Source organism: Kitasatospora sp. NPDC089913 (assembly GCF_044748625.1).
Lineage (GTDB): Bacteria > Actinomycetota > Actinomycetes > Streptomycetales > Streptomycetaceae > Kitasatospora.
The window spans coordinates 1-23033 of the sequence record NZ_JBIVGI010000045.1 but is presented as its reverse complement, the minus strand read 5'-3'; the positions used below and the strand labels follow the sequence as shown (position 1 = coordinate 23033).

Here is a 23033-nt window from a genome sequence, read left to right as displayed (position 1 = left end):
GGCGACGCTCACCGGTTCCCGAGGCCGGCGACCAGCGAGGCCGGGCGGATGTCGGTCCAGTTGGTCTCGATCCAGTCCAGGCACTCCTGGCGGGGCGCCTCGCCGTGGACGGTGGTCCAGCCGGCCGGCACGTCGATCCAGACCGGCCACAGCGAGTGCTGGTTCTCGTCGTTGACCAGGACCAGGTAGCCGGCGTTGTCGTCCTCGAACGGGTTGCTCACGGTGCTCTCCTCGGTGAGGTGGTGGCGCGGTGCGGTGTGATTCGAAGGTAGGTGCGGGCCGGGGCCGGAAGCGGCACAAGGCCCGGCAGGTGAGCGGCAGTTCCGGGACTGCCGTCCTCCTGCGCGGGCCTCGGGCGCACGGGGTGGGAACGGGGGGTGGAGCGGGGCTGGGGCGAGGGTGCGGTGGGGCTGGGGCGGGGCTGCGGCTCGGGCGGGAACGGGGCTGGTCGGAGGGGCCGGCGCGGGATCGCGGCGCGCGGTCCCGGCGGGTCGTCAGCGCGGGGTCAGCCGGACCGGGAAGCGGTCCAGGCCGAAGTTGATGATCGACCGGTTGTACTCGACCGGACCGGCCGGTTCGATCGTCGCCGCCTTCTCCAGCGCCGCCGAGAACAGCGCGCTCAGCTCGGCCTTCGCCAGCGGCGCGCCGATGCAGTAGTGGGCGCCCAGGCCCAGCGCCAGGTGCTTGTTGGGCGAGCGGTCGAGCCGGATCTCCTCCGGCGCCTCGAACGCCTCCGGGTCCCGGTTCGCCGACCACACCCAGACCGCGACCCGGTCGCCGCGCCGGATCTGCCGCCCGGCCAGCTCGATGTCCCGGGTGGCGGTGCGCAGCGTGTGCAGCCCGACCGAGGTCCAGCGCAGCAGCTCGTCCACGGCGGAGTCCATGTCCACCTCGCCGCGCTGCAGCGCCTGCCACAGGTCCGGCCGGTTGACCAGGGTGTGCAGGCCCATCGCGGCGGTGTGGCGGACCGTCTGGACGCCGCCGACGACGATGTTGTCCAGGTTGAGCACGACGTCCTCGACCGGCATCAGCCGTCCGTTGACCTTGTAGGTCGCCATCATCGAGATGAGGTCGTCCTTGGGGTCGGTGCGCCGCAGCATCACCTGGTGCATCAGGTAGGGGATCAACTGCTGGTGACCGGCCCGGCGTTCCTCCGGAGTGGCGCCGAGGAAGGCCACGTCGCAGACCCGGACCATCATGTCGCGGTCCTTCTCCGGGACGTCCAGCAGGTCGCACATCACGGCCAGCGGCAGCGCGGAGACCACGTCGACGAGGTCGGCCTCGCCCTGCTCGACGGCCCGGTCGAACAGCTCGCCGGCCCGCTCGGCGATCGAGCGGGAGGCTCCGCGGACGCCGTTCTTGGAGAAGAACGGGTTGGCGGGCGCCCGCAGTTCGCGGTGCTTGGGCGGGTCGGTGAGGGCCATCATCCGGCCCGAGCCGACCGGGACGTTGCCGACGCCGGCGCCCAGCAGCGAGCCGGACTCGGAGCTGAACACGGCCGCGTTGCGCAGCACGTCGGCCGACTCCTTGTAGGTCATCACCGACCAGATCGGGCCGTCGTCCAGGCTGTCGGTGCGGTGCACGGGCGCCTCGCGGCGCAGCTCGGCGACCAGCGCCGGGGTCTCGGGGTCCGCCCACAGGGCGGGGTCGGTGAGATCGACGGAGGTGGTGGTCACCATGACGGCTGCTCCTCGGAAGCGGTGGCGGTGGCGGTGGCGGTGCTGGAGGTGGGGTCGGCCGCCGCGCGGCCGGTGGGGAGGGAGTGCAGGAGGGAGGTCAGGAGGTCGACCGGACCGGGCCGGTCGACGGTGGCGAGCAGGTGCCCGCCGGGCAGCACCGACTGGCCGAAGGCGCCCCGGGTGTGGGCCGCCCAGCCGGAGAGGTCGGTGGTGGCGAGCATCGGGTCGTCGGCCCCGGCCAGCGCGTACAGCGCGGAGGCGAGCGGCGGGTGCGGGTGGTGGCGGTAGGTGGCGCTGACCGCGAGATCGGTGCGGATACCGCCGAGGGCGAGTTCCACCAGCTCGGGGTCGGCGCTGACCAGCTCCTCCAGGCCGGTCAGCCGCAGGAGTTCGGCCGCGTCGAGGTCCTTGGACTCCCGCTCGGTCCACTCGGCCGGGCTGGGCGCGCCGGCCACCACCACGAGTTCGGGGCGGCGGTCGGCGGGCAGGGCCCGGGCCACCTCGTGGGCGAGCAGGGCGCCGAAGCTCTGCCCGTAGAAGGCGGCCCGGCGGCCGGGGGCGAGGTGCGGGGCGATCTCCCGGGCGACCTCGGCCGTCAGCGCGGCGAAGTCGGCGGGCATCGGGTCGCGGCTGCGGCCGCCCCGGGCCGGCGGGCGCAGTGCCCACACCTCGGCGGCGGGACCGAGGGCCCGGGCCAGCGGGGTGAAGGCGGTGGCGTCGCCGCCGGCGTGCGGGAAGCAGAACAGCCGGACGGGGGCCTCGGGCCGGGGCGCGGGGAGGAGGAACCAGTCCCCCTCGATCCGCGGCCGGGTGGCGGGGACGGCGGACGGAGCGACAGCCGTGGCACCAGGGGCGGCCGAGGCACGACGGACGGCCGGGGTGGTGGGCAGCGGCGCGGCGGCCGGGCGCGGACGGGCGGTGATGGGCGGCCTGGCGGCGGGACCGGGACCCGTCGGGGTCATCGCGGTTGCCGGGGCCGTCGGGGTCACCGGGGTCACCGGGCTCGTCGGGGTCGTCGGGCTCATCGGACGGCCGGCCGGCGGGCGGTGAGGGCCGGACGGGCGGCGGCCGGTCCGGCCTGGGCGGCCCGCTGCACGGCCTCGGTGAAGGCCGCCAGGTCGGCGGCGTCCAGCAGGTGCCGCAGCTGCAGCTCGACGTTCAGCTTGCGGCGCAGCAGGTGGACGACGCGCAGCGCGGCGAGCGAGTGGCCGCCGAGCGAGAGGAAGTCGTCGGCGGGCAGCACCTCGGGGACGCCGAGCACGGTCCGCCACACCTCGGCGACCTGCTCCGCCACTCCCCCGCCGGCCGCCTCCGGCGCCGCCTCGGCGGCCGGAACGGGCAGCGCCCGGTGGTCGGTCTTGCCGTTCGGGGTGAGCGGCATCGCCTCCAGCACGGTCACGGTGGACGGCACCAGGTGCGCGGGCAGGGTCCGGCGCAGTTCGGCCAGCAGCTCGGCGGCAGCGGTGGAGGCGGGGGCGGCGCCCGGGCCGGTGACGTACGCGGCGAGACGGGTGTCGCCGGGGGCGGGCTCGTGCACGGTCACCGCGGCGGCCGTGACGCCGTCCAGTGCCGCCAGCGCGTGCTCGACCTCGCCGAGCTCGATCCGGAAGCCGCGCAGCTTGACCTGCCGGTCGACCCGGCCGACGTACTCCAGCAGGCCCTCGGCGGAGCGGCGGGCCTGGTCGCCGGTGCGGTACATCCGGGCGCCGGGCGCGGTCGCGAACGGGTCGGCGACGAAGCGGCCGGCGGTCAGCCCCGGCTGCCCGGCGTAGCCGTGCGCGAGGCCGGGTCCGGCGAGGTACAGCTCGCCGACCTCGCCGGCTCCGGTGACCGGCCGCAGCCGCTCGTCCAGCAGGTGCACCCGCACACCGGGCAGCGGCTCGCCCAGGTGCGGGCCGGGGCCGGTGATCCGGGCGGTGATCGCGTCGACCGTGCACTCGGTCGGCCCGTACAGGTTGAAGGCGTCGATGCCGCCGTCCGCCAGTTCGCGCCAGGTGCGCCCGGGCACGGGCTCGCCGCCCATGAACAGGCGCGGCACGGCGGCGCCGGTCAGCTGCTCGCGGAGCAGCTGCCAGTGCGAGGGCGTCAGGTCGAGGTCGGTGACGGCGTGCTCGGCGAGCAGCGCGGCCAGCCGGGCCGGGTCGGCGCGACGGGCGTCGTCGACGACCACCAGGGTGTCGCCGCGGCAGATCCGGATCCACTGCTGGACCGAGGCGTCGAAGGAGACGCTGGCGTTCCAGGCGACGACGGACGGCTCCGGCCGGTAGGCACCGGCCTGCTCCAGTCCGGCCGCGAGGTCGGCGACGGCGCCGTGCGGCACCTCGACGCCCTTGGGGCGACCGGTGGAGCCGGAGGTGTAGATGACGTAGGCGGAGTCCAGCGGGTCCGGGACGAAGGCGCCCTCGGCCTCCGCGTCCTCGCACGCCGCGTCGGGGCGCAGCACCGGGACGCCGGCCGGGACGGGCGGGGCCGCCTCGGCGCTGACCACGGCGGCGAGGCGGGCGTCGGCGGCCATGAAGGAGATCCGCTCGGCGGGGTAGGCCGGGTCCAGCGGGACGTACGCGGCGCCGGCCCGCCAGACGGCGAGCAGCGCGACCGGCAGGTCCAGGGTGCGGGCCAGGTGGACGCCGACCTTGTCGCCGCGGCGCACGCCGGTGGCCCGGAGGGCGGCGGCGAGGGCGGCGGTGCGGCGGTCCAGGGCGGCGAAGTCGAGGCTGCCGTCGGCGGCGTGCACGGCGGGCCGCGCCGGGTGGGCGGCGACGGCGGCGCGCAGCCGGGCCAGCAGGTCGGCGGGGGCGGTGGAGGAGCCGGGGGTGTCGGCGGAGGTGGTGGCGGCCGGCTCGGCGAAGGTGGTCATGGCGGGGTACTCCTCGATCTCGATGAGGTCGGACGGGGCGGGGCGGGACGGCGTGCGGTCGGGCGGTGGTGCGAAGTCATGGGGGCGCGGCGGGGCGCGGCGCCGGGAGGGGCGGGGAGGGGCGGGGAGGGGCGGGGAGGGGGTGGGGCCGGGCCCGGACAGCTGCCCGCGGTCGGGCACCGGCGCCACCCCTGCTCGCGGGCCCGGTCAGACCTCCCCGGCCAGGCGGGCCAGGGCCCCGGCGTAGGTGTCGATGAACTCCTCGGCGGTGGCGTCGTCGACCAGCGCCCGCTGGTGGTCCACCGCGAGCAGCACCCGCTGCGAGGCTGGGTCCTGGATCAGCGAGGCGCCGAAGGTGAAGCTGTTGGGCTCGTGCCGGTAGGTGGGTTCGCTGCCGATCCGGCCGTCCTCGATCCGGGCCGCGCTGAGCCGGCCCAGGGCGTGGAAGCGCAGGTAGCCGAACTGGCTGTCGAGCGCGGTGTCGGCCATCATCCGGGCCAGCCGGGCGAACGGGACCCGGCGGTGCGGCATCATGTCGAGCTCCTCCCGGTGCACGTGCCGCACCAGCGCCGCGAGGTCCTCGCCCGGTTCGGCGACCAGCGGCACGGTGTTGAGGAACAGCCCGTAGACCTCGGTGCCGCCGAGCCGTTCGAGCCGGCCGTTCATCGCCAGCCCGGTGGTGACCCGCTGCCGCCCGGTGATCCGGGCGAGGGCGTACAGGTGGGCGGCGAGGGCGACGGACTTGACCGGGACGGAGAGCGCGTCGGCGACGGCGCGCAGCTGGCCCGGCGCGTCCGGCAGCACCCGTTCGACGGTGCGCGGCAGCTCGTGCACGTCCTCGCTGCCGGGCCAGAGCTGGCCGGTGGCGCCGTCGAGCCGCTGGTGCCAGTAGGCGAGGGAGTCCGGGTCGGTGGAGGCGGCGCGTTCGACGGCCACGAAGTCGCGGAAGGCGGTGCGCGGCGGCGCGGCGGGAGCGGAGACCGGGTCGGCGGTGAGCGCCGTGTGCCGTTCGAGGATCTCGGTGAGCAGGGAGGTGAAGCTCCAGCCGTCCAGGATCGCGTGGTGCTCGGAGACGGTGAGCTGGAACGCCCGGTCGGCGAGCCGCTGCACGGTGATCCGGAACAGCGGGGGTTCGGCGAGGTCGAACGGCCGGTCGCGGTGGTCCTCGAACACGGCGCGGACCTCGGGGTCCTGCTGCGCCTCGGGCCGGTCGCGCAGGTCGGCGAACTCGACCGGGGCGGGCAGGGTGCCGTGCACCAGCTGGAGCGGTTCGCCGTAGCCGGAGAGGTCGAGGCCGGTGCGCAGCACGGCGTGGCGGGCCATCGCCTCGTTGACCGAGCGGCGGAACGCGGTCTCGTCGAGGTCGCCGCTGATCCGGTAGGAGTTGACGTTGTGGTAGCTGTCGGTGCCGCCGGCGACCTCCATGTGGAAGACCATCGACAGCTGCATCGACACCATGGGGTAGGCGTCGACGATCCCGGGCGGCAGCTCGGCGCGGTCCTCCTCGTCGATCAGCGCGAACGGCAGATCGGCGCCGGGGGCGGCCTCGACCGGCCGGGCGAGCGGCAGCAGGGCCGCGACGGTGGGGGCGTTGAAGACGTCCCGCAGCGAGACCTGCCAGCCCCGGTCGTGCAGGGCTCCGGCGAGCTGGACGGCCCGGATGGAGTCGCCGCCGAGGTGGAAGAAGTCGTCGTGGACGCCGATCCCGGGCACCCCGAGCACCTCGGTCCAGACGGCGGCGAACAGCTCCTCCTCCGGGCTGCGGGCCTCGGTGTGCCGGCCGGCCCGGGTGGGCGCGGCGCGGCCGGGGGCGGGCAGCGCGGCCCGATCGACCTTGCCGTTGACGGTCAGCGGCAGGGCGTCGAGCACGGTGACGCTCGCCGGGACCATGTAGGCGGGCAGGGAGCGGCCGAGGAACTCGTGCGCGTCCGCCGGGGCGCGGCCGGTGACGTAGGCGGCGAGCCGGTCCTCGTGGAGGGTCACCACGCAGGCGTCGACGTCGGGGTGGGCGGCCAGGGCGTTCTCGATCTCGCCGAGTTCGATCCGGAAGCCGCGCAGCTTGACCTGGAAGTCGGCCCGGCCGACGTACTCCAGGCCGCCGTCCGGCAGCCGCCGGGCGACGTCGCCGGTGCGGTAGAGGCGGGCGCCGGGCGGTCCGGCCGGGTCGGCGACGAAGCGTCCGGCGGTGAGTCCGGGGCGCCCCCAGTAACCGTGGGCGAGGCTGCCGCCGCCGATGTACAGCTCGCCGGGCACCCCGGGCGGGCAGGGCCGCAGCCAGTCGTCCAGGACGGCGGCGGTCAGGTGCGGCATCGGGTCGCCGATCAGGCTGCGTTCGAAGCCGGCACCGCCCTCGGCCACGTCGTGGATCGTGACGTGCACGGTGGTCTCGGTGATGCCGTACAGGTTGCACAGCCGGGCGGGCGGCAGCGGGTCGAGGTCGTGCCAGCGCTGGACCACGCCCGGGTCGAGCGCCTCGCCGCCGAGCATGATCCAGCGCAGGGCGGGCAGGGCGCGGGGGCGGCGGCGCAGGGCCGGTTCGAGCTGGCGCAGCGCGGACGGGGTGAGGCACAGGTGGGTGACCCGCTCGGTGTCGAGGAGTTCGGCGAACTCCTCCGGCGAGCGGCTGGTCAGGTAGGGCACGACGAGCAGCCGGGCGCCGTGCAGCAGGGCGCCCCAGAGCTCCCAGACGGTCCAGTCGAAGGCGTAGCTGTGGAACAGCGTCCAGGTGGTGTCCGGGCCGAAGCCGAAGTGCTCGCGGCCGGAGTCCAGCAGCCGGCTGACGTGCTCGTGGGCGACGGCGACGCCCTTGGGGCGGCCGGTGGAGCCCGAGGTGAAGATCAGGTAGGCGAGGTCGCCGGGGCGGCCGACCGCGGGCGGGCGGGTGTCGGGGCGGGCGGCGACCTCGGCGGCTCCGGCGCCGCCGACGGTGAGGTCGAGGGTCGGCCAGGGGCCGTCCGGGGCGCGGTCGGGGCGGTCGGTGAGGACGGCCCGCACGGCGGTGTCGCCGAAGACCAGGGCGGCCCGATCGGCGGGGGCGACGAGGTCGACCGGCACGTAGGCGGCGCCGGCCTTGAGCACGGCGAGGATCGCGACCGGCACGGTGGCGGTGCGTTCCAGCAGCAGGCCGACCCGGTCGCCGGGGCGGACGCCGCGCTCGATCAGGGTGTGCGCCAACCGGTTGGCCCGGCGGTCGAGTTCGGCGTAGTCGAGGCGTTCCCGCCCGTCGTCGACGGCGGGGCGGTCGCCGTGCGCGTCGGCGGCCCGCTCGAACAGGTGGTGCAGGCAGTGGCCCTCGTCGAGCCGGGCCGGGCGGGACCGGGCCCCGGCGGCGGGGGCGGCGGTGAGCCGCAGCACGGTGGCGTCCGGGTCGGCGAGGGCGGCGTCCAGCAGGACCGCGTAGTCGGCGGCCAGCCGCCGGATCGTGCCGGGGTCGAAGAGGTCGCCGTTGTACTCGGCCTCGCCACGCATCTCGCCGCCGCCGTCGCCGACGGGTTCGAAGACCGACCAGGTGAGGTCGAACTTGCTGGTGCCGTTGGCGCGGACGGTGCGCCGGGCGGTGGCCGGGCCGAGCGCGAGCGGGGTGCTGTCCTCGCCGTGGGCGCCGAACACCACCTGGACCAGCGGCGGGTGCTGCGGGGTGCGGGCGGTGCCGAGACGGTCGACCAGCTGGTCGAAGGGCAGGTCGAGGTAGCCGAAGGCGTCGAAGGCGCCGTCCTGGATGTCGGCCAGCAGCGTCCGGAAGGCGGTGTCCGGGGCGAGCCGGATCCGCAGCGGCAGCAGGTTGACGAAGTAGCCGAGCAGATCGGCGAGTTCGGGCCGGTTGCGGGTGGTGACCGGGGTGCCGACGAGCAGGTCGTCGGCACCGGTCCAGCGGTTCAGCAGCAGGGCGAAGGCGGCGAGCTGAACGGTGAAGGGGGTGACGCCCTCCTGCTCGGCCAGCTCCCGGACCCGGGCTGCGCTGCCGGGGGCGAGGCCGAAGTGCTCGGTTCCGCCGCGCTCCCCGCGCTCGGCCGGCCGGGGCCGGTCGCCGGGCAGGTCGAGCAGGGTCGGGGCGCCGTCCAGCCGGTCCTTCCAGTAGGCCAGGTGCTCCTCGTAGGAGGTGTGCCGCTCCTCCTCCGCCCAGTCGGCGTACTGGGTGCCGAGGGCGGGCGCGTCCGGGGTCCGCCCTTCTAGGAACGCCCGGTAGTGGTCGGTGAGTTCACGTTCGAAGAGGTCGGCCGACCAGCCGTCCCAGATGATGTGGTGGACGACGAACAGCAGGGTGGTGCGCTCGTCGTCGAGCCGGAGCGCCTCGGCGCGCAGCAGCGGGCCGGCCGCGAGGTCGAACGGCAGCGCGGACCGTTCGGCGATCAACTCCTCGGCCCGGGCGTCGCGTTCGTCCGCGGGCAGGGTTCGCAGGTCGGTGACGGCGAGCGGCACCGCGAGCCCGGGGTGGACGTGCTGGCGGGGGCCGTCGGGGTGCAGGGCGAAGGTGGTGCGCAGCGCCTCGTGCCGGGCGGTGACGGCGTCCAGGGCCTTGGCCAGCAGGTCGAGGTCGAGCGGGCCGGTGACCTCGTACGTCCAGGGCGTGGTGTAGGTGACGGCGTCCGGGTCGAGGCGGTCGAGGAACCAGAGTCCGCGCTGGAGGCCGGAGGCGGGCGCGGTGCGGACGGCGTCGGCAGGAGGAGCGGGGGTCGGGGGGTCGGACGGGCGCACGGCCTCGTTCCCTTCGGTGCGAGCGTCGGTGCGAGCGGTGTCGGGGCGGCCCGTCATCACGAGGCCAGCCGTTCGGCGATGGCGCCCACGGTGCGGCCGCGGAACACCACGTGCGGCGGGACCTTGGTGCCGGTCTCCTGCGAGAGCCGCATGGCGACCCGCACGGCGGCCAGCGAATTGCCGCCGATCCGGAAGAAGTTGTCGTCCGGGCCGAGGTCGCCGGGCAGTTCCAGCACCGCCCGCACGGCGTCGGCCACCAGGCGCTGACCGGGCGTGAGCGGGTCGGGGGTGAGCGGGTCGGCCGGGGCCCCGGCGCGGCGCTCGGCGGGCGCGGGCAGCGCCTTGCGGTCGACCTTGCCGTTGGGGTTGAGCGGCAGCGCGTCCAGCACGTCGACCGTCGCGGGCACCATGTGCTCGGGCAGCAGCGCCGCCAGGTGGTCGAGCAGCGCCTCCGGTCCGGCCGGGACGGCCGCGCTGTCGAGGGTCACATAGGCGGCGAGCCGGTGGTCGCCGGGGGCGGGCTGGTGCACGGTGACGACGGCCTCCCGGACGGCGGGGTGGCGGGTCAGCGCGTCCTCGATCTCGCCGGGCTCGACCCGGAAGCCCCGGATCTTCACCTGGTCGTCGATCCGCCCGGTGATCTCCAGCAGCCCGTCCGACCGCCGGTGGCCGAGGTCGCCGGTGCGGTAGAGGCGTTCGCCGGGCGCGCCGAAGGGGGCGGCGACGAAGCGTTCCGCGGTCAGCGCCGGGCGGCCGAGGTAGCCGTGGGCGAGGCCGCCGCCGGCCGCGTACAGCTCGCCGGTGGTGCCGTCGGGGACGGGTTCCAGCCGCTCGTCCAGGATGTGGATCGCCTTGCCGTGCAGCGGGCGGCCGATCGGGATCGTGGCCCCGGCGGCGTCCTCGGCGGTGGCACGGTGGCAGGTGGTCAGGCCGAGGCTCTCCACCGGGCCGTAGCCGTTGGCGACCACCAGCCCCGGATACTGGTCGAGCGCCTTGCCGACATGGGTGACCGAGGCCCGCTCGCCGGCCGTGAACGCCACCTTGAGGTCGTCGTAGGTCGCCGGGAACTCCTCCAGCAGGAAGTTGAACAGGCTCGCCGACAACTGGAGCTGGGTGACGCCGTGGCGCCGGGTGAGCTCGGCGATCGCCTGCGGGTCGGGCCGCTGACCGGGCTGGAGCACGCACACCCCGCCGAAGGCCAGCGCGCCGTACAGCTCCAGGGCGAAGGCGTCCCAGGAGACCGGGGAGCACTGCAGCCAGACCTCTTCGGGGCCGAAGCGGGCGTAGTCCTGGCCGAGGTAGGTGGTGGTGAGCGCGCGGTGCGGCACGGCGACGCCCTTGGGGCGGCCGGTGGAGCCGGAGGTGAACATCACGCAGGCGAGGTCCTTGCCGGTCACCGGCAGACCCGGGTCGTGGCCGGGACGGGCGGCGATCGCGGCGGCCTCGGCGTCCAGGTCGAGGTGGCGCCCGACCGGGAACGGCGGGCTCGCGCGGCGGTGGGTGACCAGCAGCGCGGCGCCGCTGTCGGCGACCGCCCCGGCCAGCCGCTCGGCCGGGAAGTCCGGGTCGAGCAGGGTGTAGGCGGCGCCGGTCTTGAGCGCCGCCAGCAGCGCCACCACCAGGTCCGGGCCGCGCTCGACCAGGACGGCGACGGTGTCGCCGCGGCCGGTGCCGGCCTCGGCCAGGTGGTGGGCGAGCCGGTTGGCCCGGGTGTTCAGCTCGCCGTAGCCGATCCGCTGCTCGCCGGAGACCACGGCGAGGGCCTGCGGGGCGGCGGCCGCCCGGGCCTCGACCAGGGCGTGCACGGGCGTCTCCACGACGGTGGCGAGGGTGCCGAGCCAGGCGTCGCACAGCTCCGCCATGGTGGCGGCGTCGAACAGGTCGGAGTCGTACTCGAACCGGCCGGTGAAGTCGGTGCCCCGGTCGTCGACGGAGATCGACAGGTCGAACCGGGAGACCGGGTTGGAGTGCAGCTCGCGGGTCACCTCGATGCCGCCGACGGTCAGCGGGCGGGAGTCCAGCGGGTGCAGCTCCAGCAGCACCTGGCAGAGCGGGTTGCGGTTCTCGGCCCGGTCGTCCGGGCGGTCCTCCAGGACGGTGGCCGCGATGTCGTCGAACGGCGCCTCCTGGTGGCGGTAGCCGGCGATCGCCACCTCGCGGACGTGCCGGACCAGGTCGCGGAAGTCCGCGCCCTCCTCCAGTCGCACCCGCAGCGGCAGCAGGTTGACGAAGTAGCCGACCAGGGCGTCCAGTTCGGGCCGTCCACCGCGGACGCTGACCGGCGAGCCGAGGACGAGGTCGCGCTGCCCGGTCCGGCGGTGCAGGGTCAGCGCCAGGGCGGCCAGCAGCACCATGAACGGGGTGGCGTCCTCGCTGCGGGCCAGCGCGCGGACGGCCTCGGCGACCGGGCGCGGCATCGCGAAGCGGTGGAAGTCGCCGCGGAACTCCGGGACTTCGGGCCGGGGGCGGTCGGTCGGCAGCACCGGCTCGGTCGGGGCGTCGGCCAGGTGTTCGCGCCAGTGCGCGAGTTGGCGCTCGGCGCTCTCCCGGTCCTGGTACTGCCAGGCGCTGTGGTCGGCGTACTGGACCGCGAGCCCGGGCAGCGCGGCCGGGCGGCCGGTGGCCGGCTCCTCGTACAGCGCGGCGAGTTCGCCCTCCAGGACCGGCAGCGAGCCCTCGTCCCAGACGATGTGGTGGCAGAGCAGCAGCAGGGTGGCGGTGTCGCCGGTGCGGTAGAGGTGGGCGCGCAGCAGCGGGCCGGTCTCCAGGTCGAAGGGGACCAGCGCGGCCTCGGCGACCAGCCCGTCCACCCGCCCGGGCTCGGTGTCGGTGACGGTGAACGGCACCTCGACGGCGGGGTGGACCACCTGCCGGGGGCCGTCCTCGGTCAGCTCGAAGGTGGTGCGCAGCGCCTCGTGCCGGGCCGCGACGCCCGCCAGCGCCCGGTGCAGCCGCTCCGGGTCGACCGGTCCGGCGAAGCGGAACACCCAGGGCACGATGTAGGTCGGCGCGCCCGGGTTCATCTGGTCGAGGAACCACAGCCCGCGCTGGTACCTGGACAGCGGCGCCGAGGTGGCGCCGGCCCGGGTCAGCGGCGGGCGCTCGCCGCCCGCGGAGGCGGTGACGGCGGCGGCGAACCCGGCCAGGGTCGGGGCGTCGAAGATGGCGTACGGGGAGATCATGCCGAAGGCGTCGAAGACCCGGCCGACCACCCGCACGGCGGTGAGCGAATCGCCGCCGAGGTGGAAGAAGTTGTCCTCGGCACCGACCTCGGGCACCCCCAGGACGTCCGCCCAGACGGCGGCGATCAGTTGTTCGGCGGGGGTGCGCAGCGGGCGCCCGGCGGGGGCGGCGGCGGGCGGCTCGGCCTGCGGCTCGGGCAGGGCGGCGCGGTCGACCTTGCCGCCGGCGGTCAGCGGGAAGGCGTCCAGCGCGGTGACGGTGGCCGGGACCATGTGCTCGGGCAGCCGCTCGGCCAGGTGGGCGCGGAGCGCGCCGGGGTCCGGCGCGGCGCCGGTGACGTAGGCGGCGAGCCGGCCCTCGTGGGCGACCACCACGGCGCCGGCCACGTCCGGGTGGGCGGCCAGGACCTGTTCGATCTCACCGGGCTCGACCCGGAAGCCGCGGATCTTCACCTGGTGGTCGGCGCGGCCGACGAACTCCAGCGGGGCGTCCGGGGCCTCGCGCCGGACGACGTCGCCGGTGCGGTACATCCGGGCGCCCGGCTCGGGCGCGAAGGGGTCGGCGACGAAGCGGCCGGCCGTCTGGCCGGGGCGGCCGTGGTAGCCGGCGGCGAGCAGCGGGCCGCCGAGGTAGAGCTCGCCGGCCTCGCCGGGGGCGGTGACGGGCCGCAGCCGGTCGTCCAGCAGGTAGGTGCGGCGGTCGCCGAGCGGGATGCCGATCGGGACGGACCCGGCGCCGTGCGCGGTGGGGCCGGCCAGCCGGTGGGTGGTGGCGGTGACGACCGTCTCGGTCGGGCCGTAGGCGTTGAGCAGCGGCACTCCGGTGGCGTCCCACCAGGTGGCGGCGGCGTCCGGGTGGAGCCGGTCGCTGCCGGAGATCATCAGCCGCAGGGTGCGGGGCGCCCGCTCGCGGCCCCGGTCGCGCACGGCCGGCACGACCTCCTGGAAGTAGCCGGCGGGCAGGTTGGCGACGGTCACGCCCTCGGTGTCCAGCAGGTCCAGCAGGGCGTCCGGGGCGAGCAGTTGCTGTTCCGGGACGACCAGGCAGGCGCCCGCGGAGAGCGCGGTGAGCACCTGCTCGACGGCGACGTCGACGGTGGGGCGGGCGAGGTGCAGCACCACGTCCTCGGCGGTGAGGCCGAAGCGTTCGACGGCGGCGGCCAGGTGGCCGGCCAGGGCGGCGAGCGGGACGTGCACGCCCTTGGGGCGGCCGGTGGTGCCGGAGGTGTAGATGAGGTAGCCGGCGGTGGCGGGCGGCTCGTCCGGCAGGTCCGCGGCCGCCTCACCCGTGGGCTCTCCGGTCAGGTCGCCGGCCGGCTCGCCGGTCAGCTCGCCGTCCGTGAGGGCGAGGGTGGCGCCGGCGTCCTCGCGGATCCAGCGGTTGCGCTCCTCCGGGGCGTCCCGGTCCAGCGGCAGGTAGGTGGCACCGGCGCGGAGCGCGGCGAGCAGGCCGACCAGGTGGTCGAGCCGGTCGCGACCGGTGACGGCGACCGTGCGGCCGGGGGCGATCCGGGCGGCGAGAGCGCCGCTCAGCTCGTCCAGCTCCCGGTAGCGGACGGTCCGCCCGCCGAGCCGGACGGCCGGGCGGTCCGGGAACCGGCGCGCGACGGATATGAAGGGGAAACCGCGAGATTCCATCATCCAACCCCGATGAATTAACGATGCTGCGGGCAGTGGTCTCGACGATAGGCCCGCCTTCCGGGGCCGATCGGCAGAATTCCCGGAAGACCATCGGCAGTTTCAACTGCCGCTCACCACAACAGAGTTGCCGCAGACGCAGACGGCCCGCCGGGGCGCACGGAGGCGCCGCGACGGGCTCGCGGGAATACGGTCTGCGATTGTCGTGGAGACGGTGGTGAGGTGGGGGCGGGAATTACTGGGGAAAGTCCGGGGACCACACGTCCGCGCGCTCCAGCGCGGCCGGCGTGTACTTGCCGAGCGCGCTGATCAGCAGCCGCAGTTCCAGGGCGAGACAGTCGGCGAAGCGGATCAGCCCGTCCTCCGGGTCCTCGGCGGCGGCCAGCAGGGCCGCCCGGCCCAGGCCGACCGCCCGGGCGCCCAGGGCCAGGCTCTTGACCGCCCGGCCGCCCTCCCACATCCGCCCCGAGACCAGCAGGCAGGGCGGCGGCCCGGCGGCGGCCAGCCGGCGCAGGCACTCCGCCAGCGGCAGGCCGACCTGGGCCGGGAACACCCCGGGCGCCCAGCCGGTGCCGCCCTCCGCACCGTCCACGGTGACGGCGTCCGCGCCCGCCTCGGCGGCCACCCGGGCGGCCTCGGCGACGTCCCGGCCGGGGTGCAGCTTCACCCAGATCCGGGCCCGCGGGAAGTTGTTGCGCATCAGCCGGACCTGCTGGCGCAGGATCTCCGCCGTGAAGGTGCCGGGCGTACTGGCGCGCAGGACCCGTCCGTCGTCGCCGAAGACCGGGTCGATGCCGTAACGGTCGCCGAGCCGCTCGGCGTCCGCGGCGTCCAGCACGGTCATCCCGCCGAGGCCCGGCTTGGCGCCCTGGCCGACCTTCAACTCGAAGGCCAGCCGCCCGGATTCGAGCAGCGGCAGGGCCGCCGGGTCGCTGTAGACGAGGTTCCACACCTCGGCGTCGGCGTCCTCGGTGGACTGCTGGACGGCCACCCCGCCCAGCCCGTCCGGGAGTTCCTCCGCGTAGGCGCGCAGTCGGCCGAGCAGGGCCCGGTCGGCGGCCTCGCCGAGCCGGCCGTAGCCGTTCACCGGGACGACGTTCTCGCCGATCACCATCGGCAGGCCGAGCGCGCCCGCCTGCCGGCTCAGCGCCAGGCCGATGTCACCGCCGGCCGCCCGGGTGGAGCCGGTCGCGGACACGTACACCGGCAGTGCCGAGGTGAACCCGCCGATGGCCGTCGTGAGTTCGACGTCCCGGTAGTCCGGCTCGCGGCCCAGGTCGATCAGCCGGGCGAGGCGCTGCGGTACAAACACCGGCGGCACGATCCGCAGGGCGTCCAGCGCGTCCCCGGCCGTCCGCCCCTCCGCCGGGGGTTCGGCCCCGAGCAGGACCTGCCCGTAGCTGCCGGGCGGCGGGAAGGCGGCGGCCGTCCCGGCCCGGGCCCGGTGCCGGACCTCCTCCTCCGGGAAGCCGGGTGCCGAGAGGTCGCTCACGGCGACACCACCCCCGCCAGCTTCGGGAAGGCGCTGGCCTGCCAGACCGCGTCCAGCCCGGCGACGTAGCGGGTCAGCCGCTCCACCCCGATGCCGAAGCCGGCGCTGCCGGGCACGCCCTCGCGGACCAGGTCCAGGTACCAGCGGTACTTCTGCGGGTTCTCGCCGGTCTCGCGCATCCGGGTGATGATCTCGGCGTAGTCGTTGGTGCGCTGGCTGCCGCTGCACAGCTCGCCGAAGCCCTCGGCCGCGATCAGGTCGAAGTTCCGCAGCAGGCCCGGGTCCTCGGGGTTCTCCCGGTCGTAGAAGCCGCGCGAGCCCTTGGGGTAGTCGGTGACGAAGAACGGCCGGTCGCGCCGGGCGGAGAGCAGCGCCTCGCCGGCCCAGTCGAGTTCGGCGTCCGGGCTCTGCGGGTGGCCCAGTCCCTGGAGCTCCGCCACCGCCTCGGCGTGCCGCATCCGGCCGAAGGAGCCCTTCAGCAGTTCGGCGAACGCATCGGTGTCGCGGCCGAGTTCGGCGAACTCCTTGGGCAGCTCGCGGACCGCGCTGCCGACGATGTGCGCCACCAGCTCCTCCACCAGCTGCACCGCGTCGTCCCGGGTGGCGCCCGCCACCTCCACGTCCAGCTGGTGGAACTCGGCCAGGTGGCGGTTGGTGCCGGCGGTCTCCAGCGGCTCCAGCCGGACGTTCGGCGCGATGCAGAAGATCTTGTCAAAGGCCAGCAGCGAAGCCTGCTTGTAGAGGATCGCGCTGGTCATCAGCTTGTAGCGGTGACCGTAGAAGTCGATGTCGACCTGCTTGGAACCGCGCGAACCGGGATCGGTGACCGGGCCGATGATCGGCGGCAGCAGCTCGGTGAAGCCCCGGGCGCGCAGGAACTCGCGGGCGGCGAACAGCAGCTGGTGCTGGATCCGCAGGGCGGCCCGGGTGGTCGGGGAGGTCAGGTGGCGGCCGGGCTCGGGGAGCGTCGCGGCGGCGGTCGCGGGGGTGGGCCCGTCGGTGGTCATGGCGTGGTGTGTCCCAACTCTCGTGGTGCGGCGGGTGTTCGGTCGAGATCGAAGGATGTCCGGGCGGAGTCGGCGGATGTCCGGTCGGAGTCGGCGGTCGTCCGGCCGAGCTCCCGGGCTTCGGCGGCGCGGCTGTCGTAGCTCCACTGGACGTAGGAGAGCGCGCCGAGCAGTTCGGCGGAGCCGAGGATCGGCGGGCGCGGGCCCCCGGACAGGCCGGCGATCGGCATCGAGCCGACGTTCGACCACTGGAGGCGCCCGTCCGGCCCGAGCGAGCTGCGGGCCCGCCCGGCGTTGTCGGGGTGCAGGCAGTAGGGCACGTCCAGGTAGCCGGCCGCGAAGGCGCGGACCAGGGCCCGGCCGATGTCGGTGTCCAGCTCCAGCACCGCCCCGATCAGCGCCCGCGCCTCCGCCTCGACCCCGGTGTCCGGTACGGCGGTGAGCGGCGGGCGCAGGCGCTCGGCGGCGGCCGCGGCGGCGGCCGTCTCCAGCGCCGTCACGTTCTCGCCGACGGTCGGGATCCGGTGCGCCTCGGCCGTCGTCTTCACGATCAGCCGGGCCGCGCCGGTCCGCACCGCCAGCCGGGCCGCGTCCTCCAGCAGCAGCCTGGCCCCGCCGGGGGTGCGCGGGAAGACACCCATGTAGGCGTAGAGGACGATGTGCCGCTCGACGTCGGGCAGCAGCTCGTCGGCGAGCCGGCCCAGGACGGTGATGGCCTCCTCGTCGTACCGCGGCTCGGGCTGCTGGGCGTAGCTGAGCGAGACGCTGCGCAGCCCGTGCTGACGGAAGAACATCGCCTCCAGCACACTGATCGCGATCAGCAGGCTCGGCGGGCAGAGCTGGCCCATGAGACAGCCGCCGAACGTCTCCAGGTGCGGCTCCGCGCCGAACTCCCTGAGTGAGGCCAGGAGTTCGCAGCTGCGGCGCCAGCAGGCCACCGCCTCGCTGAGCGGGGTGCGGCTGTACGGCAGGCAGTAGGAGACCGGGCCGCCCTCGGTCGCGTCCAGACCGACCGCGATCAGTGCCCTGATGATGTGCTCGGGCATCGCCGAGCCGTGCCGGACCTGCACCGGGAAGCGGGCGTCGGCGATCCCGCGCAGCACGGCCCGGGTGACGTCGACCGGGTGGCTGGCGATCGGGTAGCCGTTGAGGCCGACACCCTCGGTGAGGGCGCTCCGGGCGGCGGCGAGGTCCCCGGTGCGGGTGTAGCTGTCCAGGGTGATGGTGCCGACCGTGGTGGCGGCGGCGCCGCGGGTGGCGAGCAGGCCGTCGCGCATCCGCAGCGGGTCGGCCATGCCCATCCGGGGCTGGACCACCAGGGTCCCGGCGGCCCTGGCGCGGGCGACGAAGGCGCCGAAGCCCGGGGCGGCGGGGGCGTCCCCGCGCGGCGCGGTGGCGAGGCCGCTCATCGCCGCGTCCCGGAGGCGGTGGCCCCGGACCGCACCCCGACGACCGCCTCGGCGGACAGCGCCCGGCCGGGAGCGGGCAGGGCGAGCCCGGCGGAGGCCGGGAGCGACCGCCCGGCCGACGCGGGCAGGGCGCCGACGAAGGAGCGGAAGTCGGCGACCGAGCGCCCCTCCTCGAACACCCCGTCGTACCCGGCGGCGAGCAGCGAGCGCTGCCGCTCCGGGTCCCCGGAGCCGGCGATGCCGAGCTTGCCCCCGATCACCGTGGGCGTGCGGGCCAGTTCGGGACAGGCCCGCAGCGCGGCGATCACCCGCAGTCCGTCGTGGTAGCCGTGTCCGTTGACGCTGCTCAGCACGATCAGGTCGGGCTCGATCCGGCGGCACTCGGAGACCAGCAGCTCGTCCGGGACACAGGCGCCGAGGTTGGTGACCCGGTGACCGAGCTCCTCCAGCAGCAGCTGCAGGAAGACCAGGTTCCAGGTGTGCGAGTCCGAGGACATGGTTGTCACGACGACCTCAAGACCCGCCGGTACGGCCTCGCCGCGCTGCGGCTCCAACTGGTTCACGGCGCAAACCCTCTGTAGTCGGTGGGTGGTGGGAGTCCCGGCCGGCGGCACCGGCGACCGGCCGGCCCGGCCTGAGCAGAACGCTAGGGACGATCCGGCGGGCGGACCGGCAGCTCGCCCGGCAAGTGACGGGCAGTATCGGGCCCGGCGGCGCGGTGCCCCGCCCTCCGGCGGTCCGGCGCCGAGCCGTCCGGCGGTCCGGTGCTGGGCGTCCGGCGGTCCGGTGCCGAGCCGTCCGGCGGTCCGGTCCTGGGCGTCCGGCGGCCCGGTCCTCAGCGTCCGGCGGCCCGGTCCTGGGCCGTCCGGCGGTTCAGCCCGCCGCCGCCAGCAGCGGGTACGCCCCGGCGCCGCCGAACAGTCGGCGGCAGAGGTTCAGCACGGTGAACCGGACGCCGTCCCGGGCCGGCACGCTGCGGATCAGCCCACTGGCCAGCAGTTCGTGCACGGCGGCCAGCGACTCCTGCGGCGGCCGTCCGCTCAGCTCCACGGCGTCCTCCCCGGACCAGTCCCCCGGCTCGGCCGCCAGCCGCTCCAGCAGGTCGCGCTGGCCCAGGGTCAGCCGGTCCACCGCCGCGTCCAGCGCCTCGCCCACGCCCCCGCGCCCGCCGAATCCGGCCGGCGGCGGCCCCAGCTGGAACGGCCCGTCCGCCATCCGCGCCACCAGCTGGCGCGGCGAGAGCACCGTCGACCAGCCGGCGGCCAGCTCCAGGGCGCCGGGCAGCCCGTCCAGCTGCCGGCAGAGCGCGGCCACCGCGGGCGCCTCCTCCGGCTCCAGCCGGTACCCGGGGCGCAAGCGGCGCAGGTGGGAGAGCAGCAGCCGGACGGCACCGACCTCGGCCAGCGCCACCGGGTCGTGGTCGAGTTCCGGGCCCGGTGTGGGCAGCGGCGCGAGCGGGACCACCTGCCCGCCGGGCAGCGGCTGCGCGACCCGGGCGGTGATCAGCACACTGAGGCCGGGGCAGCGCTGGAACAGCTCGTCCAGCAGGGCGGTCTCCACACCGGCGTCGGCGCCGTCCAGGACCAGCAGGGTGGGGTGGGCGCCGATCGCCGCGACCAGGTCGGCCCGGCGCTCCGGGCCCATTCCGGGCTGGCGGGCCCAGTCGATCCAGCGCACCGACCAGCGGGCGGTCAGGTGCAGCCGGCGGGCCACCTCCAGCACCAGCCGGGTCTTGCCGACCCCGCCGAGTCCGGCCACGGTGACCAGCCGGTCACCGTGCACGGCGAGGGCCTCGGTGAGCACGTCGATCTCCGGTTCGCGGCCGACGATCGCGCCCCGGGCGACCGGCGGCGCGGTCGGCTCGTCGCGCGGCTCCTCGGCGAGCGCCTGGCGTCGCGCGGCCGCCTCGAAGACCGAGCGGCTGCGGCCCTCCAGCCGCAGTGCGTCGGCGAGCAGCCGGACCGTCTCCTGCCGGGGGCGCTGGACCCGTCCGCTCTCCATGTCGCGGATCGCCCGGACGCTCAGTGTCGCGTGGTCGGCGAGCACCTGCTGGGTCAGTCCGATGCGCTCGCGCCGGATCCTGAGCAGCTCGCCGAAGCCCGCCGTCAACTGCAGGGTGTGACCGCCGTCCATGCTCCGTCCGCCTTCCGTGGGTTGGCCAAGTACCGGGGACCAGGGGCCCGCGCCCCCGTCAGGCGGGCCCGAGTGCGGCGCCGGACGGTGGTGACCGTCGGACCGGCTTTCCCCTGGCGCCGATGGTCCACGGCCCGGCTCTACGGCCGATCAACGGCCGATCACCACAGATTCACGGCACCTCCGCATCGTCCACGAACCCCCCGGACGCCCGAAGGCGCGGAGCGGGATCGACGGCGGTCGGCGGGACGACCGGGAAAAGGGCAGCGGGACGGGACCGGCCCGGGCGTACCGCATCGGGGAACGGTACGACCGGGCCGGTGGCTCGGGGGCGGGGCGGGAGCGGCAGGGGCGGGACGGGACCGGGGCGGGACGGGGAGGCGTCAGGCGGGCCTGAGCCCCGGGTTGTACGCCTCGCTGACGAAGGACGCGGCGGTGGACACGGTCCCGCCGGGGCGGGTGATGTGCGAGACCACCCGGTAGTCGGCGCGGGCGTGCTCCTCGTCGAGCGTGATCGCGGTGTAGCCGCGCCGCCCGTCGTAGAACTTCAGGTGCGGGTTGGCGGCGGTCAGCGTGGCCCAGTTGCCCGGGTGCTCCTCGCCGTCCCCGTCGCTGGCGATCGAGGTGCCGACGATCTCCACGCCGACGGTCCGCGAGTCCGGGTCGTCGAAGTCGCGCTTGACGTCCATCGCGTAGGCGACGTGCACGTCGCCGGTGAGGACCACGAGGTTCTCGACGCCGATGTCCTCCACCCCGGCCAGCAGCCGTTCGCGCGCGGCCGGGTAGCCGTCCCAGGCGTCCATGGACAGCTTGGAGACCTCCGCGGTGGTGTTCTTGCGGCGGGAGAGCACCACCTGCTGCGGCACCACGTTCCACACCGCGCGGGAGCTGCGGAAGCCGTCCAGCAGCCAGCGCTCCTGGGTGGCGCCCATCAGGGTGCGGCGCGGGTCCGCCGACTCGGCGGTGGGGTACTGCCAGCCGTCGCCGTTGGCCTGGTCGGAGCGGTACTGGCGGGTGTCGAGGATGTCGAACTGCGCCAGCCGCCCGTAGTGGTGGCGCCGGTACAGCTTGAGTTCGGCGGCGTTCGGCCGCGGCATCCGCAGCGGCATGTTCTCCCAGTACGCGCGGGTGGCGGCGGCGCGGCGGGCGACGAAGGCCTCCGGGGACTGGCCCTTCTCGGGGATGCCCGCCGCGTAGTTGTTCTCCACCTCGTGGTCGTCCCAGGTGACGTACCAGGGGAAGGCGGCGTGCGCGGCCCGGAGGTCGGGGTCGGTCTTGTAGAGGGAGTAGCGCAGCCGGTAGTCCGCCAGGGTGGTGGTCTCGTGGGCGAACAGCGAGGGCAGGGTCCGGTCGGTGTACTTGCGGTCGCCGCCGGCGGCGTCGATCCCGTACTCGTAGATGTAGTCGCCGACGTGGAAGACGGCGTCGAGGTCCTCCTCCGCGAGGTGCCGGTAGGCGGTGAAGTAACCGTCCTCGTAGGCCTGGCAGGAGACCAGACCGAAGCGGACCCGGTCGACGTTGCGGTTGCGGGCCGGGGCGGTGCGGGTCCGGCCGACCGGGCTGGTCCAGGCGCCCACCCGGAAGCGGTACCAGTACACCCGGTCGTGGTCGAGGCCGTCGACGTCCACGTGCACCGACCAGTCGAACTCGGCGTGGGCCCTGGCGGTGCCGCGCCGGGCGACCCTGCGGAAGCCCTCGTCCCGGGCCACCTCCCAGTCGACCCGGACCAGTCCGGCCGGCGGCAGGCCGCTGCCGGGCTCCAGCGGACGGGGCGCGAGCCTGGTCCAGAGCACCACCGCGTCGCCGAGCGCGTCACCGGAGGCGACACCGAGGGTGAACGGGTCCTCGGTCAGGGTGCGGGGCGCGAGTTCGGCGTCGGCGGCGTGGGCGCTCGGCAGCTCGGTGGTGAACGCGAGCGCGGCGGCCGCCGAGGCGACCGTCAGGAAGCGGCGGCGGCCGAGGCCGAGCCGGGCCGCCGCCTCGGTCAACCGCCGGTCGGGCGAGGGCTGCTGGTCTGTACTGGCCACGGGCTGGACTGCCTTCCGTACGCGGGGACGGACCGGCGGCGCACGTCGGCCGGGCAGACCGGACGTACGCACCGACTGTGTACGGAGGGAAATTGGACCGGCCCGGGCGGTACGGCGGGCGTCGGAGCACCGGCCGACAGGTGATCATCGTGTGATCACAGCGGTCGGACCGGACAATCGGGAGATTCGTCCCGGAGACCCGGCGGGGTCGCTCCGGGCGCACCGCGCGGAGTCCGCTGCGGTCCGTACCGGGCCGGGCTCGTTCCGGGCCGGGCTCGTTCCGGCTTCGTTCCGGGCCCGGCTCGCCCCGGCTTCGCACCGAGCGGGGCGGTCGGCGCGGACCCGCCCGCCCCACTCGGCCCGCCGGTCCTGCCCCGCGCGCAGGTGGACGAGCGCCGCCCGTCCCTCCACCGCGCACGGGGTGCACGCCCGTCGGCGGGACCTCAACGGCCCCGCGCCGGACGGCGACCGGCAGGTCCTCGGCCACCGCGAAGGCCGAGGTGAACGGCGTTCGCGGCAGAGCCCGGAGCGAGATCACCCCGGTGGGCCTGCGGGTGGGTGGCGGCAGCCAATCACGACACCGCACCCACCCGCAAACCCGCCGCTCACGGGACCGGACGCTGCGTCATACTCCGAGCCCGGAAGGGTTGTTCACGGCCTACGGGCAGGTGCGGAGCAGCCTGCCGGCCGGCCACCGGGAGACCGACGCACGAGGGCCGGGCGCAGCCGCGCGGAGGTCGCCGCCGACGGCCGGGCGGATGCCCGGGGCGGACCGTGCGGGAACAACCGATTGGCTTTCGACCGGCCAGGTGCGTAAGGTCGTGTTCACCGACGCGGGGTGGAGCAGCTCGGTAGCTCGCTGGGCTCATAACCCAGAGGTCGCAGGTTCAAATCCTGTCCCCGCTACTCAGTAG

The 23033-nt window shown here is 75.6% G+C and carries 12 protein-coding genes and 1 tRNA gene; 1 reads left to right on the top strand and 12 read right to left on the bottom strand.

Going from position 1 to position 23033, the window contains the following annotated elements:
- Window positions 1-8 precede the first annotated feature (8 nt).
- From ACIPYS_RS37865 to ACIPYS_RS37810, 12 genes are all read right to left on the bottom strand, one after another.
- Window positions 9-221: an MbtH family protein gene (locus tag ACIPYS_RS37865; protein WP_093862994.1), complete on the bottom strand. Its 213-nt coding sequence runs from the start codon at window positions 219-221 to the stop codon at window positions 9-11.
- A 273-nt stretch (window positions 222-494) separates the two neighbouring features.
- Window positions 495-1679 (bottom strand): cytochrome P450, encoded by a 1185-nt coding sequence (locus ACIPYS_RS37860; protein WP_197698641.1) that lies wholly within the window; start codon window positions 1677-1679, stop codon window positions 495-497.
- Window positions 1673-2641: a thioesterase domain-containing protein gene (locus ACIPYS_RS37855; protein ID WP_400754897.1), complete on the bottom strand. Its 969-nt coding sequence runs from the start codon at window positions 2639-2641 to the stop codon at window positions 1673-1675. Before ACIPYS_RS37855 ends, ACIPYS_RS37860 begins: the two co-directional genes overlap by 7 nt.
- Before the next feature lie 59 nt (window positions 2642-2700).
- On the bottom strand, window positions 2701-4536 hold the full coding sequence (locus ACIPYS_RS37850) for a non-ribosomal peptide synthetase (RefSeq protein ID WP_400754894.1): 1836 nt from the start codon (window positions 4534-4536) through the stop codon (window positions 2701-2703).
- 207 nt (window positions 4537-4743) lie between these two features.
- Window positions 4744-9231 (bottom strand): amino acid adenylation domain-containing protein, encoded by a 4488-nt coding sequence (locus ACIPYS_RS37845; RefSeq protein ID WP_400754891.1) that lies wholly within the window; start codon window positions 9229-9231, stop codon window positions 4744-4746.
- A 56-nt stretch (window positions 9232-9287) separates the two neighbouring features.
- Complete coding sequence (locus tag ACIPYS_RS37840) at window positions 9288-14054, bottom strand: amino acid adenylation domain-containing protein (RefSeq protein ID WP_400754889.1); 4767 nt, start codon at window positions 14052-14054, stop codon at window positions 9288-9290.
- A 232-nt stretch (window positions 14055-14286) separates the two neighbouring features.
- Window positions 14287-15543, bottom strand: a complete 1257-nt coding sequence (locus ACIPYS_RS37835; protein ID WP_400754886.1) for a glutamate synthase-related protein — start codon at window positions 15541-15543, stop codon at window positions 14287-14289.
- Window positions 15540-16550 (bottom strand): asparagine synthetase A, encoded by a 1011-nt coding sequence (locus tag ACIPYS_RS37830; RefSeq protein WP_093862990.1) that lies wholly within the window; start codon window positions 16548-16550, stop codon window positions 15540-15542. Before ACIPYS_RS37830 ends, ACIPYS_RS37835 begins: the two co-directional genes overlap by 4 nt.
- The gene (locus ACIPYS_RS37825; RefSeq protein WP_400754883.1) at window positions 16547-17959 is read right to left on the bottom strand and encodes a methylaspartate mutase; all 1413 of its coding nucleotides are present in this window, start codon (window positions 17957-17959) and stop codon (window positions 16547-16549) included. Before ACIPYS_RS37825 ends, ACIPYS_RS37830 begins: the two co-directional genes overlap by 4 nt.
- Window positions 17956-18522: a cobalamin B12-binding domain-containing protein gene (locus ACIPYS_RS37820; protein WP_353653515.1), complete on the bottom strand. Its 567-nt coding sequence runs from the start codon at window positions 18520-18522 to the stop codon at window positions 17956-17958. The genes ACIPYS_RS37825 and ACIPYS_RS37820 overlap by 4 nt, the downstream gene beginning before the upstream one ends.
- A 310-nt stretch (window positions 18523-18832) precedes the next feature.
- A complete protein-coding gene (locus ACIPYS_RS37815) occupies window positions 18833-20092 on the bottom strand; it encodes a helix-turn-helix domain-containing protein (RefSeq protein ID WP_093862987.1) in 1260 nt (419 codons plus the stop codon).
- Window positions 20093-20475: 383 nt separating this feature from the next.
- Window positions 20476-22119 carry an alkaline phosphatase D family protein gene (locus ACIPYS_RS37810; protein ID WP_400754878.1) on the bottom strand — a complete coding sequence of 548 codons (1644 nt, stop codon included), beginning with the start codon at window positions 22117-22119 and terminating at the stop codon, window positions 20476-20478.
- Window positions 22120-22951: 832 nt separating this feature from the next.
- Between ACIPYS_RS37810 and ACIPYS_RS37805 the strand changes: the two genes are divergently transcribed.
- Window positions 22952-23025, top strand: a tRNA-Met gene (locus ACIPYS_RS37805).
- Window positions 23026-23033 lie beyond the last annotated feature (8 nt).

What these genes read in the sequence shown, in the direction of transcription:
- ACIPYS_RS37840 (WP_400754889.1), bottom strand. Translation starts at nt 14,054, where the DNA reads ATGATGGAATCTCGCGGTTTCCCCTTCATATCCGTCGCGCGCCGGTTC.
- ACIPYS_RS37850 (WP_400754894.1), bottom strand. Translation starts at nt 4,536, where the DNA reads ATGACCACCTTCGCCGAGCCGGCCGCCACCACCTCCGCCGACACCCCC.
- ACIPYS_RS37825 (WP_400754883.1), bottom strand. Translation starts at nt 17,959, where the DNA reads ATGAGCGGCCTCGCCACCGCGCCGCGCGGGGACGCCCCCGCCGCCCCG.
- ACIPYS_RS37860 (WP_197698641.1), bottom strand. Translation starts at nt 1,679, where the DNA reads ATGGTGACCACCACCTCCGTCGATCTCACCGACCCCGCCCTGTGGGCG.
- ACIPYS_RS37830 (WP_093862990.1), bottom strand. Translation starts at nt 16,550, where the DNA reads ATGACCACCGACGGGCCCACCCCCGCGACCGCCGCCGCGACGCTCCCC.
- ACIPYS_RS37815 (WP_093862987.1), bottom strand. Translation starts at nt 20,092, where the DNA reads ATGGACGGCGGTCACACCCTGCAGTTGACGGCGGGCTTCGGCGAGCTG.
- ACIPYS_RS37855 (WP_400754897.1), bottom strand. Translation starts at nt 2,641, where the DNA reads ATGACCCCGACGGGTCCCGGTCCCGCCGCCAGGCCGCCCATCACCGCC.